The organism is Thalassotalea sp. 1_MG-2023 (assembly GCF_030546745.1).
GTDB lineage: Bacteria > Pseudomonadota > Gammaproteobacteria > Enterobacterales > Alteromonadaceae > Thalassotalea_C.
Window position 1 is genome coordinate 81,313 of the sequence record NZ_JAUOPD010000001.1, and the last position, 15,264, is coordinate 96,576.

Annotated in this window: 15 protein-coding genes; 11 read left to right on the top strand and 4 right to left on the bottom strand. The window is 39.1% G+C overall.

The annotated features are described in order from the left end of the window. Positions 1-2 precede the first annotated feature (2 nt). The 3 genes from Q4489_RS00360 to Q4489_RS00370 are packed head-to-tail and all read left to right on the top strand — an operon-like array spanning position 3 to position 2,569. Entirely contained in the window at positions 3-1,010 is a 1,008-nt protein-coding gene (locus Q4489_RS00360) for a heme A synthase (RefSeq protein WP_303475578.1), read from the top strand. Positions 1,011-1,021: 11 nt separating this feature from the next. Continuing rightward, complete coding sequence (cyoE, locus tag Q4489_RS00365) at positions 1,022-1,924, top strand: heme o synthase (RefSeq protein ID WP_074497466.1); 903 nt, start codon at positions 1,022-1,024, stop codon at positions 1,922-1,924. Positions 1,925-1,939: 15 nt separating this feature from the next. Beyond that, a complete protein-coding gene (locus Q4489_RS00370; protein WP_303475581.1) occupies positions 1,940-2,569 on the top strand; it encodes an SCO family protein in 630 nt (209 codons plus the stop codon). 88 nt (positions 2,570-2,657) lie between these two features. On the opposite strand, the gene Q4489_RS00375 is transcribed toward Q4489_RS00370, so the two are convergent. Continuing rightward, on the bottom strand, positions 2,658-3,719 hold the full coding sequence (locus Q4489_RS00375; protein WP_303475584.1) for a polysaccharide deacetylase family protein: 1,062 nt from the start codon (positions 3,717-3,719) through the stop codon (positions 2,658-2,660). Between the two features lie 115 nt (positions 3,720-3,834). On the opposite strand from Q4489_RS00375, the gene Q4489_RS00380 reads away from it, so the two are divergent. Next, on the top strand, positions 3,835-5,157 hold the full coding sequence (locus tag Q4489_RS00380) for an MATE family efflux transporter (RefSeq protein WP_303475586.1): 1,323 nt from the start codon (positions 3,835-3,837) through the stop codon (positions 5,155-5,157). Positions 5,158-5,269: 112 nt separating this feature from the next. On the opposite strand, the gene nfuA is transcribed toward Q4489_RS00380, so the two are convergent. Continuing rightward, positions 5,270-5,848 carry a Fe-S biogenesis protein NfuA gene (gene nfuA / locus Q4489_RS00385; RefSeq protein ID WP_303475588.1) on the bottom strand — a complete coding sequence of 193 codons (579 nt, stop codon included), beginning with the start codon at positions 5,846-5,848 and terminating at the stop codon, positions 5,270-5,272. A gap of 257 nt (positions 5,849-6,105) precedes the next feature. On the opposite strand from nfuA, the gene Q4489_RS00390 reads away from it, so the two are divergent. After that, a complete protein-coding gene (locus tag Q4489_RS00390; RefSeq protein WP_303475591.1) occupies positions 6,106-8,646 on the top strand; it encodes a M14 family zinc carboxypeptidase in 2,541 nt (846 codons plus the stop codon). On the opposite strand, the gene Q4489_RS00395 is transcribed toward Q4489_RS00390, so the two are convergent. Then, positions 8,643-9,377 carry a ComF family protein gene (locus Q4489_RS00395; RefSeq protein WP_303475595.1) on the bottom strand — a complete coding sequence of 245 codons (735 nt, stop codon included), beginning with the start codon at positions 9,375-9,377 and terminating at the stop codon, positions 8,643-8,645. The two genes, Q4489_RS00390 and Q4489_RS00395, sit on opposite strands and share 4 nt — an antisense overlap. Before the next feature lie 58 nt (positions 9,378-9,435). Here Q4489_RS00395 and bioH point away from each other — a divergent pair, with 58 nt between their 5' ends. From bioH to Q4489_RS00410, 3 genes are all read left to right on the top strand, one after another. Beyond that, positions 9,436-10,218 carry a pimeloyl-ACP methyl ester esterase BioH gene (gene bioH / locus Q4489_RS00400; RefSeq protein WP_303475598.1) on the top strand — a complete coding sequence of 261 codons (783 nt, stop codon included), beginning with the start codon at positions 9,436-9,438 and terminating at the stop codon, positions 10,216-10,218. Between the two features lie 154 nt (positions 10,219-10,372). Beyond that, positions 10,373-10,669, top strand: coding sequence for a hypothetical protein (locus tag Q4489_RS00405; protein WP_074497496.1), 297 nt, complete (start codon positions 10,373-10,375; stop codon positions 10,667-10,669). A 3-nt stretch (positions 10,670-10,672) separates the two neighbouring features. After that, positions 10,673-11,653, top strand: coding sequence for a putative metalloprotease CJM1_0395 family protein (locus Q4489_RS00410; protein ID WP_303475601.1), 981 nt, complete (start codon positions 10,673-10,675; stop codon positions 11,651-11,653). Between the two features lie 41 nt (positions 11,654-11,694). Here Q4489_RS00410 and Q4489_RS00415 read toward each other — a convergent pair whose 3' ends face one another. Beyond that, a complete protein-coding gene (locus tag Q4489_RS00415) occupies positions 11,695-12,051 on the bottom strand; it encodes a hypothetical protein (RefSeq protein WP_303475603.1) in 357 nt (118 codons plus the stop codon). Between the two features lie 131 nt (positions 12,052-12,182). On the opposite strand from Q4489_RS00415, the gene ccoG reads away from it, so the two are divergent. From ccoG to Q4489_RS00430, 3 genes are read left to right on the top strand one after another with little or no spacing between them, the layout of a single operon-like run. Further along, positions 12,183-13,616: a cytochrome c oxidase accessory protein CcoG gene (ccoG, locus tag Q4489_RS00420; RefSeq protein WP_303475605.1), complete on the top strand. Its 1,434-nt coding sequence runs from the start codon at positions 12,183-12,185 to the stop codon at positions 13,614-13,616. Next, complete coding sequence (locus Q4489_RS00425) at positions 13,616-14,590, top strand: serine/threonine protein kinase (protein ID WP_303475608.1); 975 nt, start codon at positions 13,616-13,618, stop codon at positions 14,588-14,590. Before ccoG ends, Q4489_RS00425 begins: the two co-directional genes overlap by 1 nt. A gap of 17 nt (positions 14,591-14,607) precedes the next feature. Continuing rightward, positions 14,608-15,240 carry a thiol:disulfide interchange protein DsbA/DsbL gene (locus Q4489_RS00430; RefSeq protein ID WP_303475611.1) on the top strand — a complete coding sequence of 211 codons (633 nt, stop codon included), beginning with the start codon at positions 14,608-14,610 and terminating at the stop codon, positions 15,238-15,240. The last annotated feature ends 24 nt before the right edge of the window (positions 15,241-15,264 follow it).

Consider the following 15,264-nt stretch of genomic DNA (forward strand, 5'->3'; position numbering starts at 1 on the left):
CTATGCAAGATAAAAATATTGTTACTATTCGAAAGCTTGTTTTTATCAGCATTTTGTTAGCAATATTGGTCGTGAGCTTAGGTGCTTATACCCGATTAACACATGCTGGACTTGGCTGCCCTGATTGGCCTGGTTGTTATGGACATTTAGATGTACCGAAAACTGAAGCACAAATCGCGAAAGCTGAACTTGCCTTTCCAGACCGTCCTGTCGAACCCCATAAAGCATGGAATGAAATGATCCATCGCTATTTTGCCGGCACATTAGGGTTATTTATTCTGGCTATTGCATTGTTAAGTTTTAGAGCGAGAAATGCAGGCGCGCCAGTCTTTTTACCGTTGTTTATATTATGTGTAGTTATTTTTCAAGCAGCGCTTGGTATGTGGACTGTCACCATGAAGTTAATGCCGATTGTGGTGATGGGACATTTAATCGGTGGCTTTACGACGCTGTGCTTGTTGTTCTTACTGTATTTACGGTTAAAACCCTATCGTGTACCTGGTGGTGATCCTGCCATTAGAAAGTATGCCCGTTATGGCATTATTGGCTTGGTATTACTGACAGGTCAAATAGCTTTAGGAGGTTGGACATCGTCTAATTATGCGGCATTAGTGTGCACAGAATTACCTATATGTCAGGGAAATTGGACTGAGGAGTTAACCTTTGAAAACTCGTTTGACTTAATTCCACCGGAACGAGAAAGTTATGAGTTTGGTCATTTACAGCATGATGAAAGAGTGACTATACATGTTATGCATCGCTTTGGTGCTATTCTTGTTAGTGTGTATTTATTATGGCTAGTTTTTGCTATTTTTACCAAAGCGCAAAGTCAATTTTTTAAACGTTGTGCGCTTGGCTTATTGGCAACATTACTGCTGCAAATAGGGTTAGGTGTCAGTAATATTGTCTTGTCATTACCATTGTTTATTGCAGTGAGTCATAATGTTGTGGCTGCTTGCCTAATGTTAATGTTGATTTTGCTGACATACAGCTTAAAACGGAAAACGTAGGGGAGAGTAATATGACATCAGCACAAAATGCCATTGAGCGTACTACATCGGCGTCGTGGCGAGATTATTATGAAATTACCAAGCCTCGTGTTGTTGCGTTGTTAGTACTTACTGCGCTTGTTGGTATGTGTTTGTCTGTACCGGGGGCAATTCCATGGCAAGTTTTAATCCCCTCTATCATTGGCATTGGCTTTTTATCTTCTGCAGCAGCGGCAATTAATCATATTGTTGATGAAAGAATAGACAGCGTAATGGCACGGACACATAATCGACCTGTTGCTACTGGCCGATTAACGACGACACAAGCCACTATTTTTGCAGCGCTTTTGGCATTGGCTGGTTTTGTAATGCTGTATTTCTTAGTCAATCCTTTAACGGCTTGGTTAACGCTGTCAGGGCTTGTGGGTTATAGCTTTGTTTATACGATGTATTTAAAACGTGCAACGCCACAAAACATAACTATTGGCGGGCTTGCTGGTGCTATTCCACCTTTACTTGGCTGGACAGCGGTAACCAATGAAATTCACCCACATGCATTATTATTAGTGTTGCTAATTTTTACCTGGACACCACCGCATTTTTGGGCACTAGCTATTCATCGTAAAGATGATTATGCCAAAGTAAATATTCCAATGTTGCCGGTAACGCATGGCATCAGCTTTACTAAAACCCAGATATTGTTGTACACCATTTTATTGTTTGTTGTTGGTCTTCTACCTTATCTTGTTGGCATGAGCAATTGGTTGTATCTAGTCGGGGCCATAGTACTTAACTTGATATTTTTTGTGTATGCATGGAAATTAAAATTTAATGCCGATGATAATACGGCAATGGATACTTTTAAATTTTCTATCATCCACTTAATGTTATTATTTATTATCTTATTGGTAGATCACTACCTGTTACCGGTTTAGCGTAAGGGCATTGTTGTGAATAAGTTATTGGTTGTTATTGTGGCAGTTATCGCGCTGGTTAGCGGTATATTTATTTATAAATCAGCGTTTAATAAGGTTCAGCCTGAATTTTCATTGTATTATCAAACCCCACGCGTTATTCAACCGTTTACAATGACTAAACACACCGGTGAACAATTTAGTAATACACAATTAGAAAATAAATGGTCTTGGGTGTTTTTTGGCTATACTTCCTGCCCTGATGTTTGTCCAACAACGCTACAAGAGCTTAATTTTCGTTATGATGATTTAAAAGCTGTTGCTGATAATACTCAGGTAATATTAGTGTCTGTTGACCCGCAGCGTGACTCAGCAGAACGTTTAGCGAAATATATTGCTTATTTTAATCAAGAATTTATTGCGCTAACCGCGGATCACGCTTCGTTATTTCCATTTGCCCGAAATTTAGGCTTAATGTATGCCATTTCAGATGAAGCACAAAGTTCAAGTTATTTAGTCGATCATAGCGCTTCAATAGTGTTAATTAATCCTCAAGGTAAAATCGCGGCAATATTTAAACCTAAGCATGAGCTAGGACAAGTGCCGATTATCTCTGGAGATGAATTAGTGAGCGACTTCGCTAAAATCGTAGAACTCGAAGGCTAGTGTTAAACGAGTGTCAAAGCTAATCTAGGTGGCTTACACTACGATTTTTGGTAAACCACCAAGTATTTAATTTCTGAGTGAAATGGTATTAATGAGGATACCAACTGCCATCTTCGTTTAAAATAAACCACGGTTTAGAATACCAGTAGTAACGACCAGGTTGACTAATACTTGGCGCAGTACAGTTACTACGTACTCTGCCACTGGGCAACGTTTCGGTAAAGGTAATTGACAATTGTTTGTCATCTAACCATTTAACGGGCTGCTTGCCAACACTGGTGACATAACAATTAAGTTGCTCAGTTCGAATATCATCGCTATTAATCGTCATCGTGACCTTTTTCAATGCACCTCTGGTGTAAATGGTTTGTGCATCTTGATCAGACAATGTTACCGAGAGTGGAAGAGAGTGTAATTTATCTTTTAAGCTAGATAACTTATCGTATGGTTGCGAAGCCGGAAACCTCGGTATGCTGGTTAAATCAGTATTTTGCCCAACAGCGCCACTTTGTTGCGAGAAAGCTATAAATTGATTTTGCTCTAGCAGTTGTTGAATGCGTGGAGAAAATTCACCGTAAGGATACGCAAAATATTGCCAAGACTGCCCTGTTTCAGTTTTTATTTTCGCTTCTGCTTTTTTGAGTAAAGCAATTTTCTGAGCGAGCCAGGTATTGAAGTTCGCGTCTTTTGGAACGCGCGTCCATGATTCATGTTCAAAGCCATGATTGGCAATCATTACGCCATCATCTGCCATTGCTTTTAACTGTGACCACGATAAATAATGTGCCGAGCCTTGATCAACAATGCCCGGATTAATAAAAATAGTAAACGGAAATTGATGTTGATCGAGAATGGGTTTAGCATTTTCTAAAATGTTTAAATAAGCATCATCAAAGGTGATAACAACACTTTTGTTCGGTAAAGGTTGCTGTTGTTTTATCGCATCAACAACTTCGTTTAGCGGAAGCACGGTAAAGTCGTTGTCAGCTAAATATTGCATATGTTTAGCAAACTGTTGTGGCGAAATGCTGGTGCTTTTCGGTGTATCGTCACTAACGTGGTGATATTGTAAAATAACGCTTGCATTAGTAGAGTACGTAAATAAACAAGTTGCGAGCAGCCCTAACAACATTGAGGTAAATGATTTCATATAATTAGCTTACCTATTGGTGAATTACTGATATAGTTTAGCATCATCTTTCCTGTGTCTAGAACTGAATACCTATTGTTTATAACTTTTACTTTTTACCTTTCGATTAATTGATATGACAACCGTTACCCACCGCCAACTTTTTGCGTTAGCGATCCCTATGATTCTGTCTAATATTACTGTGCCATTGTTAGGCTTAGTAGACACGGCTGTTATTGGACACTTATCTCATGCTTATTTTCTTGGCGGTAGCTCTGTTGGGGCGATGATAGTTACTGTGATCACTTGGCTGTGTGGCTTCCTTCGCATGTCTACTACGGGCCTTTCTGCTCAAGCGTATGGTAAACAAGACGTTGCGCAAAGCTGTAAAGTTTTAGTTAAAGGTGTGGTGTTAGCTATTGCGATAGCGTTAGTGGTGCTACTTTTTCAACAAGTGTATATTTCATTAGCGATTGAACTTGCCGGCGCAAGTGATCAAGTTGCATATTATGCGCGAGAATACGCAGAGATTAGAATTTGGGGCTTGCCAGCAGCCTTGGTCAACCTAGTATTGATAGGATGGCTTCTAGGTAACCATCAAGCTAAAGCGGTGATGTGGCTGTTGATCATCACAAATGTGATTAATTTACTGCTCGATTTGTTATTCGTGGTGGTTTTTGACTGGCAAGTGAAGGGCATTGCTTACGCGACACTAATCGCTGAATATTCATCCTTACTCATTGCTGCGGTTATCGTATTCTATTATCAAAAAGCTTATTGGCGTCAGCTTACTTGGCAGATAGTTTCTCAATATTTATCTTTGGTAACCTTAAAGCAATATCTAGCGCTAAATCGAGATATTTTAATACGTACTTTATCTTTACAAGCTTGTTTTGTTTTTATTACCTTTCAAGGCGCACGATTAGGCGACAATGTTGTTGCCGCTAATGCAATTTTGATGAACTTTTTATTATTTATCTCGTTTGGTTTAGACGGTATAGCGAATGCAGCAGAAGTCTTAGTCGGTAAGGCAAAAGGCGCACATAAACCAAACATGCTAAATGATGTGGTGAAAATGAGCTTACTCTGGACGTTAATCTTTGCTTTGGCTTATAGTTTAGTGTTTTTTGTCGCGGGTCATTGGATGATCCGTCTTATTTCAAACATAGAGCCGGTGGTTAACTTTGCTGAGCAGTTTATTGGCTGGATTATTATTTTACCCATAGTGGCTTGTTGGAGCTATTTATATGACGGTATTTATATTGGACTAACACAAGCAAAAACTATGCGTAATAGTATGGTGTTTTCTACTTTTGGTGTGTTTTTTCCTAGCTGGTTCATTTTCCAACACTTGGGAAATCATGGCTTATGGTTCGCTTTTACACTCTTTATGGCAGCAAGAGGAATCGCATTAGCTATTGATTACCATCGCAAAGGTGCTCGTTACCTTCAGCCATAAAAAAGCCGAGTGTCTTGTACTCGGCTAATAGAGTCTGTTGATCTTCAGTGTTTAGTTCAAACAAAATTTAATCTCAAAAGATCAACAGATCCTAACTGGGGTAGATAAATACTTAGTAGTAAGAGTGTTCGCCTCTTTCGTGCTCTGTCATATCTTTAACCCCTTTAATTTCATCACCCATCATGTCAATTAACTGTTTTTCAATGCCGTCTTTTACCGTAACGTCAATTTGACTACAACCATTACAGCCACCGCCAAATTGTAATACGGCATAACCGTCGTCGGTAATTTCCATTAACGTACATTCACCGCCATGGCCTGCTAATTGAGGATTTACTTCTGCTTTAATAAAATAATCAATTCGGTCGAAAAGAGGAGCATCGTCATCTACCTTTCGTAACTTAGCGTTAGGTGCTTTTAACGTAAGTTGCGAGCCCATTTGGTCAGAAACGAAATCAATTTCGGCGTCTTCTAAAAAAGGTTTGCTGTCTGCGTCAATGTAAGCTGAAAAACCTTCAAACGTCATCTTAATATCTTCAGGCTCTACTGCATCAGCAGGACAATATGAGACACCACATTCTGCGCTGGCAGTTCCTGGGTTAACAACAAATACACGAATACTCGTGCCTTCAGCTTGTTGTTCTAGCAGTTTAACGAAATGTGCTTGAGCATTTTCTGAAATGGTGATCATAATCTTTGTACACTCTTACTAATTGGAAAACGAAATAGCGGTATACCTGAGTAATTTAGTCAAGTATGACACCATTTTACTCTTGATAGACGCGATCTTCCAGTGGTGTTTTATTTGTCGGTAATATTTTCATCGATGAAATTAAAAATAGAGTTAAAAAAGAGATAACGATCAAGGCTTTTTGGCGCTATGAACTGGATGGGCGTAGAAGAGTTTGTTATGTTGTTGAAGTCAAAAATTATGGGAATTTATCTACAATGCGCATTCAAATCTTATTACTTGCCGTGCTGGTTACATGTTTTAGCGTTGCCGTACATGCAAAGAAAATTACTGACTACTTACCGAATCATATTTTTTTGGAAGAGATTGAAACGCCAGAAAAGCACTTAGGATTTGAATTGGGCGAGCGTCATATTCGTCATGATCAATTGGTGCAATACATGGAAAAAGTAGCGGAACAATCTAGCCGAGTACTACTTACTGATATTGGTTTTACCCAAGAAATGCGCCGTCAGGTGTTAGTGACAATTTCATCGGAAGAAAATTTAAAAAACCTGCCTTCATTGTTACAACAAAAAACTAAAGGTGATAGTGAAAATGATCCGGTAGTTGTCTGGTTAGGTTATTCAGTACACGGCGACGAAATTAGTGGTGCTAATGCATCGTTAGCCGTGGCGTATTATTTAGCGGCTAGTCAAAATAAAGCGGTTAAAGATATGCTTGCTGATACAGTGATTGTATTAGAGCCAAGCATGAACCCTGATGGTATGGACAGGTTTACAAATTGGGTGAATATGCACCGTGGCACAACACCAAACGCTGATCCTAATCATATTGAACATCACCAAGATTGGCGTTCTGGTAGAACTAACCATTTCGGTTTTGATTTAAACCGTGATTGGTTGTTATTGTCGCAAAAAGAAAGCCGCAACCGTATTCCATATTTTCACCAGTATCAACCTCATGTGCTAGGCGATTTCCATGAAATGGGGGCAAACAGTAGTTTTTTCTTTCAGCCGGGTATTCCAACAAGAACACACCCTCTGACACCAAAGCGTAATACAGAACTGACCCAATTAATGGCGACCTTCCACAGTGCTGCCTTAGACGCTGAAAATAGACTTTATTACAGCCAAGAAAACTTTGATGATTTCTATTATGGCAAAGGCTCAACGTATCCTGATATTAACGGTGGCGTTGGCATTTTATTTGAACAAGCTAGTAGCCGAGGTTACCAACAACAGAGCATAAATGGCTTATTAACCTTTGAGTATGGCGTTAAAAATCAAGTGTTAACTTCTTTGTCTACGATTCAAGGTGCATGGGAGAGCAGAGATACTTTTAGAAAATATCGTGCAAAATTTTATGACGAAGCAATGCAAGCCGCTAAAGATGAAAAAATTAATGGCTATATAATTTCAGAAGCGCACGATACGCAGCGTTTAAATCATTTTCTAGATAAATTAGCTTTACATCAAATAGATGTTTATCCGCTAACAAAAGATTATCGTCTTGATGATACAACCTATGCGAAAAATGCAAGTTTCTATGTGCCGCTAGCACAAAAGCAATATCGTGTTATCCAAGCATTGTTCAGTCAAGGCACTAATTTCCAAGACAATACCTTTTATGATGTCTCTGGTTGGACTATGCCACTAGCCATGGATATCGACTTTGCACCGGTTAAACGAAGCAGAGGCCTATCATTAGCAGAAAATACGTGGCAACAAACACAACGTACCGTTAAGCCCGTTGATCCAAATGCTTATGCCTATGCCTTTGAATGGCACCATATGTATTCAGCTAAGCTGCTTAATAATTTATTAACCAACAATATTAAGACGCGAGTAGCAACGAAACCGTTCGCTTCAACAATTAATGGTAAGGTAGTGCAGTTTTCACCAGGTACCATCGTTATTCCTGCAGGAATTCAACAGGCTAACCAATGGCGAGATCTTGTTGCCCAGCTTAGTGAAGATACTGGTATTGAAATGTTCAATATTGATACTGGGCTGACTATTCAAGGTATTGATTTAGGTTCTCGCTCAATGCATGCGTTATCACCGGTTAAGCCTTTATTAGTTGGAGGCAAGGGAAGCTCACAATACGAAGCTGCTGAGTTACGCTTTTATATTGATGACATGTTAAACATTCCTTTAACGGTTGTAGAACAAGCACGCCTATCAAGAATTGACCTTTCGGATTACACGCACATCTTGTTAGTTGATGGAAACTATAAAGGTTTAAGTAAGAAGTTTGTTGAAAGCTTCAAGCGCTGGCTAACGAATGGCGGTACCGTTTTTGCTCAAAAGCGCGCTGCTCAATGGTTAGCTGAAGAAGAAATATTGAAAGTGAAAATGGTTAAGAAAAGCGTGATAAATGATTTATTTACTACCGATGGCTTAACTTATCAAGATAAAGAAAGTTTATCGGCACGTAAACGTATAGCAGGTGCGATCTTTCAATCAACATTAGATTTAAGTCACCCATTAACTTACGGTTTTAATAATGAAGGTTTGCCGTTATTTAAAAACAGTACGCTAATTATGGAACAAGCAGGCGCAGTATTTAATACGGTGGCAAGTTACACTCCTACACCGTTATTAAGCGGTTATACCGATAAAAATTTAGTCAATAAAATTGCACGTACTCCAGCATTAGTTGCTCATAATGTAGGGCGTGGGCGTGTTATTGCTACACCAAATGTAATGGCTTTTCGAGGTTATTGGATGGGAAGTGCCCGATTGATCTCGAATAGCTTGTTCTTTTCAAAAGCATTTAGTGCTTCAGCACATTAATGTTTAGGTAAAGAGAGGCTGATTGCCAAGACGGTAATTGACTGAACTCCATGTTGCTTTAACAACTGGCTTATTGTGTTTACGGTAGAGCCAGTTGTTACAACATCATCAAATAAAACGATATGTTTAGGCAACGAAATTTCTTCATTTAACATAAAATCTTGCGCCATTAAACGTCGTCGCTCTTTACCTGAATATCCTACCTGACTCTTTTGTTGCTCTACTCTACATAAAGCATGGGGTAAATATTGACAGCCAATGTGTTTGGCAAATTGCCGAGCAATTAAATGACTTTGATTATAGCCGCGTTGCTGCCATTTTTTAATATGACTTGGTACGACTAACAAGGTGGTTTCTTGTGAAACGATTTGGCAAATATTATTAGTAGTGATGAGCAGTTTTGCTAACAGTTTGCTTAATTCGAATCTATTATGAAATTTAAGTTGCGGTAGCCATTGGTTGAACGGAAAAACATACGGAGCTACACACACAAGTTGATCAAAATCGCGTTTAGGAAATAAACGATCGATTGCCGGCCAATTTAATAAATCTGTTCCGGATAACGTGTAATTAAATAAGGGTAAATCATTGACACAATGATGACAAAGTAAGGGGATAGTAACAGGCTGTTGATGACATAAATCACAGCTACCAAGCGTGAGCAAAAGCTGCTGATAACGCTGCACGCAACGATCGATAATGCTGTTATTGTAATGCTGTAAAAATTCCATTTAACCATGTCTTTAAGTAAACTATGCCCTTTAACCGTTAAGGGCTTACGCTAAAAGCATGGCAAATAAATCAGATTTTGCGAGTCAAAAACAGGGTGTACCCATCGTATTCATTCATGGTTGGGGGTTAAATGCAGGGGTTTGGCAACCATTGGCAGAAAAGTTAGCGGATAAATTTCGTATTATCACTGTTGATTTACCTGGCTATGGAGAAAACCATCAACAGTTGTGTTCGCCATATTCACTAACCACTATCGCTGGAAAAATCTGTCAAACTATTAATGAACCCGCTGTATATGTGGGTTGGTCGCTTGGTGGTTTAGTTGCCAATCAAATTGCGCTTGAATATCCCAGCCTTGTAACCGGTTTAGTGAATGTAGCGAGTACGCCATGTTTTTTACAGCAAGATAATTGGCGAGGAATTCAACCCGCAGTGCTAACAAACTTTCATCGCCAATTAGCAAAAGATACACAGAAAACAATTGACAACTTTTTAAAAATCCAAGCCATGGGTAGTCCGCATATTCGACAAGATATCAAACGAATTCGCGCATTAATTATGCAATACCCTATGGCGAATAAAAACACGCTAATGCATTCTTTAACCTTGTTAGAAACAACTGATCAGCGCAATCAGTTAGTTAGCATTAAATGTCCGTATTTACGAATGTATGGCAAACTTGACGGGTTAGTCCCCAAAGAGGTGATAGCTAATATTGCCAGATTAGCACCAACCAGTGAGCAAGTTATTTTTGAACAATCATCGCATGCACCCTTTATTAGTGAGTTATCGTCGTTTACTGACCAGCTACAAACATGGTTAGTAAACGTAACAAATTAACGGTATTAGAACGTACCGACTAAAGGCTGCTTATTCCACGCAACGCTTTACATTTCGGCTTGTTTGGTTAATAATTAAACAGATTGCATTTGAGCTAGTATCAGCGGTCTTATTACCATGAATAATTGGTAAATGTGATATTAAGGAGAAGTAAATGAATATTGATTCTGCATTTAATTCAGGCTTACAAGGGTTTCAAAAAGCAACTGAAACGGCTAATCAGGCTGCATCTGACATAGCAAGAGCTGTGGGATACAACCCAGAAGAGCCTACCTTAGGTCAGCAAGAAAATGACAACATGATGAACCAAAATACAGGTTCAGGTGAGTTAGCTGATTTGAATAAATCTATTGTAGAAATGCGAGTAGCTGAACATCAAGCAAAAGCCTCTGCTAACGTCATTCAGACGGCTGATGAAAATCTTGGTACATTGCTAGATGTTAGCGTATAACTAATGAACATTACGACGCATACTGCGAATATCCCTGTTCCGACGGTTACAAATCCGCCTACGGAAGCATTGCGTCGTGATAATGTGCAACGTGAAATTATCACGCAACCTGCAGCAGCTCAACAATCGGCAAGAGAGAAAGGCGCTGCATCGGAAAGAGAACGCGCTAGAACACCTGCCCAAAACAATGAACAAATTGATTTCGAACAGCTGCGCAAACAAGCTGAGAAGGAAAGCTCCACCATCACTGAAGATGGCAAAGGTGATTCTGAAAACCAAGGAGACTCTTCACAGCAAGACTCTTCACAGCAAGGTAATCAAGCATCAAAGAATAACCCAGATAATCAACAAGCGTCGTCCGATGACGGTGCTGATAACGCCTCTGAACCAGACTTTGCTGATCAACAATTAATACGAGAATTACAAAATCGTGATAAAGAAGTGCGTTCGCATGAGCAAGCACATGCTACGGCTGGTGGTGCTTATACCGGAGCGCCAAGTTATAGTTTTGAAGTTGGCCCTGATGGAAAAAAATATGCGGTAGAAGGAGAGGTATCCGTAGACTTATCACCAATCAAAGGTGATCCACAAGCTACAATAGCTAAGCTACAAAAAGTATATAATGCCGCATTAGCGCCAGCAAACCCTTCTATACAAGATAGCCGGGTAGCAAATAAAGCTGCACAGCTTATCGCACAAGCACAATCTGAACTTTACGAAATAACGCAATCAGCAATAAATGCTACAAGCGGTGAGCGTGTTGTTATTGACACCAGTGATCGTTTTGCATCCAACAATGCAGAGGAAGTGTCTGGTAACGATTTTGATCAGCGTATTCAGCAAACACTTAACGCGCAAGAGGAAATAGCGCCTTTCAGACCTGCTAAAGTAGAGAAGGCTGCTGTTGTGATTGAAAGTCTCTATAGCAATGTGCATAGTGCTTACGAGAAGCCATCTCGCTCACAATTTGAATTAACGGCATAATGGTCATTGTAAAACCTATTACCTTTTAACAAATGTTTTGGCTAAAACAGCGATTGATAGTTGGAAATAGTCGAACATACCGTTTTTTGATTTTCTTGGTGCAGTTTCGGCGAACGTTTTTTTCCTTCACAATATTCTACAAAAAAATCTTTAACTGAAGCGCGCGTAGCGGTAATTTGCTTTAAGTAGTCTTGCTCACTTTCATTAAAACGCTCTAACTTGCTTTCTAAATCACGATATACTTTGCTGGGGTTTAATCGCACTTTAGTATCTGTTGCATCATTAAATTCCGCTAATAGATTCTCTTTCTGTGTTAAATACCATTTTTCAAGTTCTGGTTGTGGATAAAAGTGCAAAAATATTGCAATTGCCACGATTAAGATCAATAAATTCTTCATAGCTTGTCGTATAATATAGCCCTACAGATAGAATAGTAAATTAAGCATCAACAATACACGTATTTTTTCCAATAAAAGCATAATAAAAATTACGGTATTGTCCTTTTTCGACGTTTAGATTAGGACTTATTGTGAACAAAGAGCAAGAAAACGCTAACAATCGTTTAGATATTCCAGTTAAAAATATCAAAGTAGAGCGCCCAGATCCGGTTCAAGAATACAAACCTCGTGATCAAATTTATGTGCGAAAGGTCACGGGATTTTTCCAACAACTAAGACAAAAGATGAACTTCTTTTTCTTGGGGCTCTTTGCGGTATTACCATGGTTAACCTACAACGGCGAACAAGCCATTTTATTAGACATCGCGAACCAGCGCTTCACCTTTTGGGGGTTAACACTCTGGCCGCAAGATTTAACGTTGCTTGCTTGGTTATTTATTGTCAGTGCCTTTTTGTTGTTTTTCGTCACCACTTTTCTAGGTCGTGTGTGGTGTGGGTATTTGTGTCCACAAACAGTGTGGACGTTCATCTTTATTTGGTTTGAAGAAAAAATAGAAGGTACGGCAAATCAGCGGAAAAAACTCGATAGTCAAAAGCTCAACGCTAATAAGCTATGGCGTAAAACACTTAAACACAGCTGTTGGTTATTCTTTTCACTCCTTACATCCTTAACGTTTGTTGGCTATTTTGCCCCAGTTGAAGAAGTTTTTATTAACTTTTTCACCTTTAATAGCTCGTTTGTCATCGTGTCTGTTGTGCTGTTTTTTGCGTTGTGTACCTATGGCAACGCGGGCTGGATGCGTGAAATCATGTGCCTACATATGTGCCCATATGCGCGTTTTCAATCAGCAATGTTTGATAAGGACACGCTAACAGTTTCATATGATTATAACCGTGGTGAAACAAGAGGCCCCAGATCTCGTAAGCAAGACCCTAAAGAGCTAGGGCTAGGTGATTGTATTGATTGTAACCTTTGTGTTCAGGTATGCCCTACGGGTATCGACATTCGAAATGGGTTGCAGTATGAATGCATAAATTGTGGGGCCTGTGTAGACGCCTGTGACGGTGTAATGACCAAGATGAAATATGATACAGGTCTAATTCGCTATACTACAGAACATGAGTTAGAGGGTAAAAAAGTACACTTAATTCGCTCTAAGTTAGTGGGTTATGCGGTGGTTTTATTGGTAATGACGAGTTTATTAATGTGGGAAATTACCCACCGAGTACCTGTATCGTTAGATATTATTCGCGATCGAACTGAGCTGGCTAAAGAAAACTTTAATGGTGACATTGAAAATGTTTATACCCTCAAGGTGTTGAATAAGTCGCAAACTGATAACACTTACCGCTTGAGTGTAAAAGGCATTGAGAATATACAATGGCATGGGCCTAAAGAAGTGACTGTTAAAGCGGCTAGCGTACAAATGCTACCCATGAGCCTTTCGGTTGATCCATTTGAACTGGAAGAGTACATGACAGATATTATATTTGTTATTGAGTTAATTTCTGATGAAGATGAAGTATCATTGGAACATGAATCTCGCTTTTTTAATAAACGTTAATGTCAGTATTTAATTTTAGTTCACTGTCTCCAGATCTTATTTTAGATGGTATTGAATCAACAGGCTTGATGGTAGACAGTGGCCTGTTACCACTAAACAGCTATGAGAATAGGGTGTATCAGTTTCACAATGAAGCGAAGGAAAAATTTGTCACTAAATTTTATCGGCCGCAACGTTGGCAGCCCGTGCAAATCCAAGAAGAGCTCGATTTTGCACTAGAATTACAAGAACATGAATTACCTATCGTTGCGCCGATACAAATTGACGGACAGTCGTTATTTGAATATCAAGGGTTCCATTTTGCGTTATATCCTTGTCGAGGAGGGCGTATATTTGAGGTGGATAATTTAGATCAACTAGAATGGATGGGGCGGTTTGTTGGCAGGATCCATGCAATATCAGCCAAAAAAGCATTTCAACATCGACCAAGCATTTCTACAGAAGCTTTTATTGTTGATGCCATTACTACGATAAAAGCGTCAGGTTATGTGCCTAAAACACTACATATCGCGTTTTTTACCATATTAGAACAAGTTGCAAGTCTGTGTATTGATCAATATCAAGCTGAGCATGTTATTCGTTTACATGGTGATTGCCATGCGGGAAATATTCTTTGGCGAGATGAAGGGCCACATTTTGTTGATTTAGATGATTGTCGCATGGGGCCAGCTATTCAAGATTTATGGATGATGTTATCAGGTGATCGTCAGCAACAATGTTTGCAGCTTGATACGTTACTTTCTGGCTATGAAGAGTTTTTTGAGTTTGATAGCAAAGAACTTGCGCTTATTGAATCTTTACGTACTATGCGAGTGATAAATTATATTGCTTGGCTGTGCAGGCGCTGGCAAGATCCAGCATTTCCGATGAATTTTCCATGGTTTAATACCGAAAAATATTGGGAAGAACAAATTTTAATGTTAAAAGAGCAATACTCGGCGCTGCAGCAAGCGCCACTTTCATTGCTTCCATAAAAGAAAAGGGGTAAATAATGCGAAGAATAGCCAGTATGTTGGTGTTAATGGCATCTATTTTTAGTGCTAATGCAGCTGACTACGAAGAAGGAAAACACTATAAAAAAATAACACCACTTCCTGTAGAATCACCTGAAGTGAGAGAGTTTTTTTCGTTTTATTGTAAACACTGTTTTAACTTCGAACATATGATTAAATCGATTAAAGCAGATTTACCTGAAGGTGTTCCTTTAGTGAAAAACCACGTTGACTTTTTACCTGGTGCCTCACAAAAAATGCAACGTATGATGACCCGAGCGATGATAACGGCTCAATTACTAAACATGGAAGATAAGCAAGTGGCTTCTATGTTTAATTACATTCATGAACATAACGCGGTTCCGACTTCAGAGCGTGATATGCGTAATGTTTTTGTGCTTAATGGTGCAGATGGTAAAGAGTTTGATCGCTTAATGGCAAGTGATGAAGTTCATGAAAAAGCAACTAAAATGCAGTCTTATCAAAACATGTTAGCTTCAGCAAATGAATTACGAGTTGTACCAAGTGTTGTAGTAAACGGTAAATACATGATTGATACTCATGATTTAGATCCTGAAAACTTCATCGAAGATTATAATAAATTAGTGAAATATTTATTAACGCTAGATTAGGGCGTACTTTAACGGCACACATCG

Bases quoted from the DNA above. Each gene is read 5' to 3' on its own strand.
- bioH (WP_303475598.1), top strand. From the start codon at position 9,436: ATGGCAAATAAATCAGATTTTGCGAGTCAAAAACAGGGTGTACCCATC.
- cyoE (WP_074497466.1), top strand. From the start codon at position 1,022: ATGACATCAGCACAAAATGCCATTGAGCGTACTACATCGGCGTCGTGG.
- Q4489_RS00405 (WP_074497496.1), top strand. From the start codon at position 10,373: ATGAATATTGATTCTGCATTTAATTCAGGCTTACAAGGGTTTCAAAAA.
- Q4489_RS00410 (WP_303475601.1), top strand. From the start codon at position 10,673: ATGAACATTACGACGCATACTGCGAATATCCCTGTTCCGACGGTTACA.
- Q4489_RS00375 (WP_303475584.1), bottom strand. From the start codon at position 3,719: ATGAAATCATTTACCTCAATGTTGTTAGGGCTGCTCGCAACTTGTTTA.
- nfuA (WP_303475588.1), bottom strand. From the start codon at position 5,848: ATGATCACCATTTCAGAAAATGCTCAAGCACATTTCGTTAAACTGCTA.
- Q4489_RS00425 (WP_303475608.1), top strand. From the start codon at position 13,616: ATGTCAGTATTTAATTTTAGTTCACTGTCTCCAGATCTTATTTTAGAT.
- Q4489_RS00395 (WP_303475595.1), bottom strand. From the start codon at position 9,377: ATGGAATTTTTACAGCATTACAATAACAGCATTATCGATCGTTGCGTG.
- Q4489_RS00360 (WP_303475578.1), top strand. From the start codon at position 3: ATGCAAGATAAAAATATTGTTACTATTCGAAAGCTTGTTTTTATCAGC.
- Q4489_RS00430 (WP_303475611.1), top strand. From the start codon at position 14,608: ATGCGAAGAATAGCCAGTATGTTGGTGTTAATGGCATCTATTTTTAGT.
- Q4489_RS00380 (WP_303475586.1), top strand. From the start codon at position 3,835: ATGACAACCGTTACCCACCGCCAACTTTTTGCGTTAGCGATCCCTATG.
- Q4489_RS00390 (WP_303475591.1), top strand. From the start codon at position 6,106: ATGCGCATTCAAATCTTATTACTTGCCGTGCTGGTTACATGTTTTAGC.
- Q4489_RS00415 (WP_303475603.1), bottom strand. From the start codon at position 12,051: ATGAAGAATTTATTGATCTTAATCGTGGCAATTGCAATATTTTTGCAC.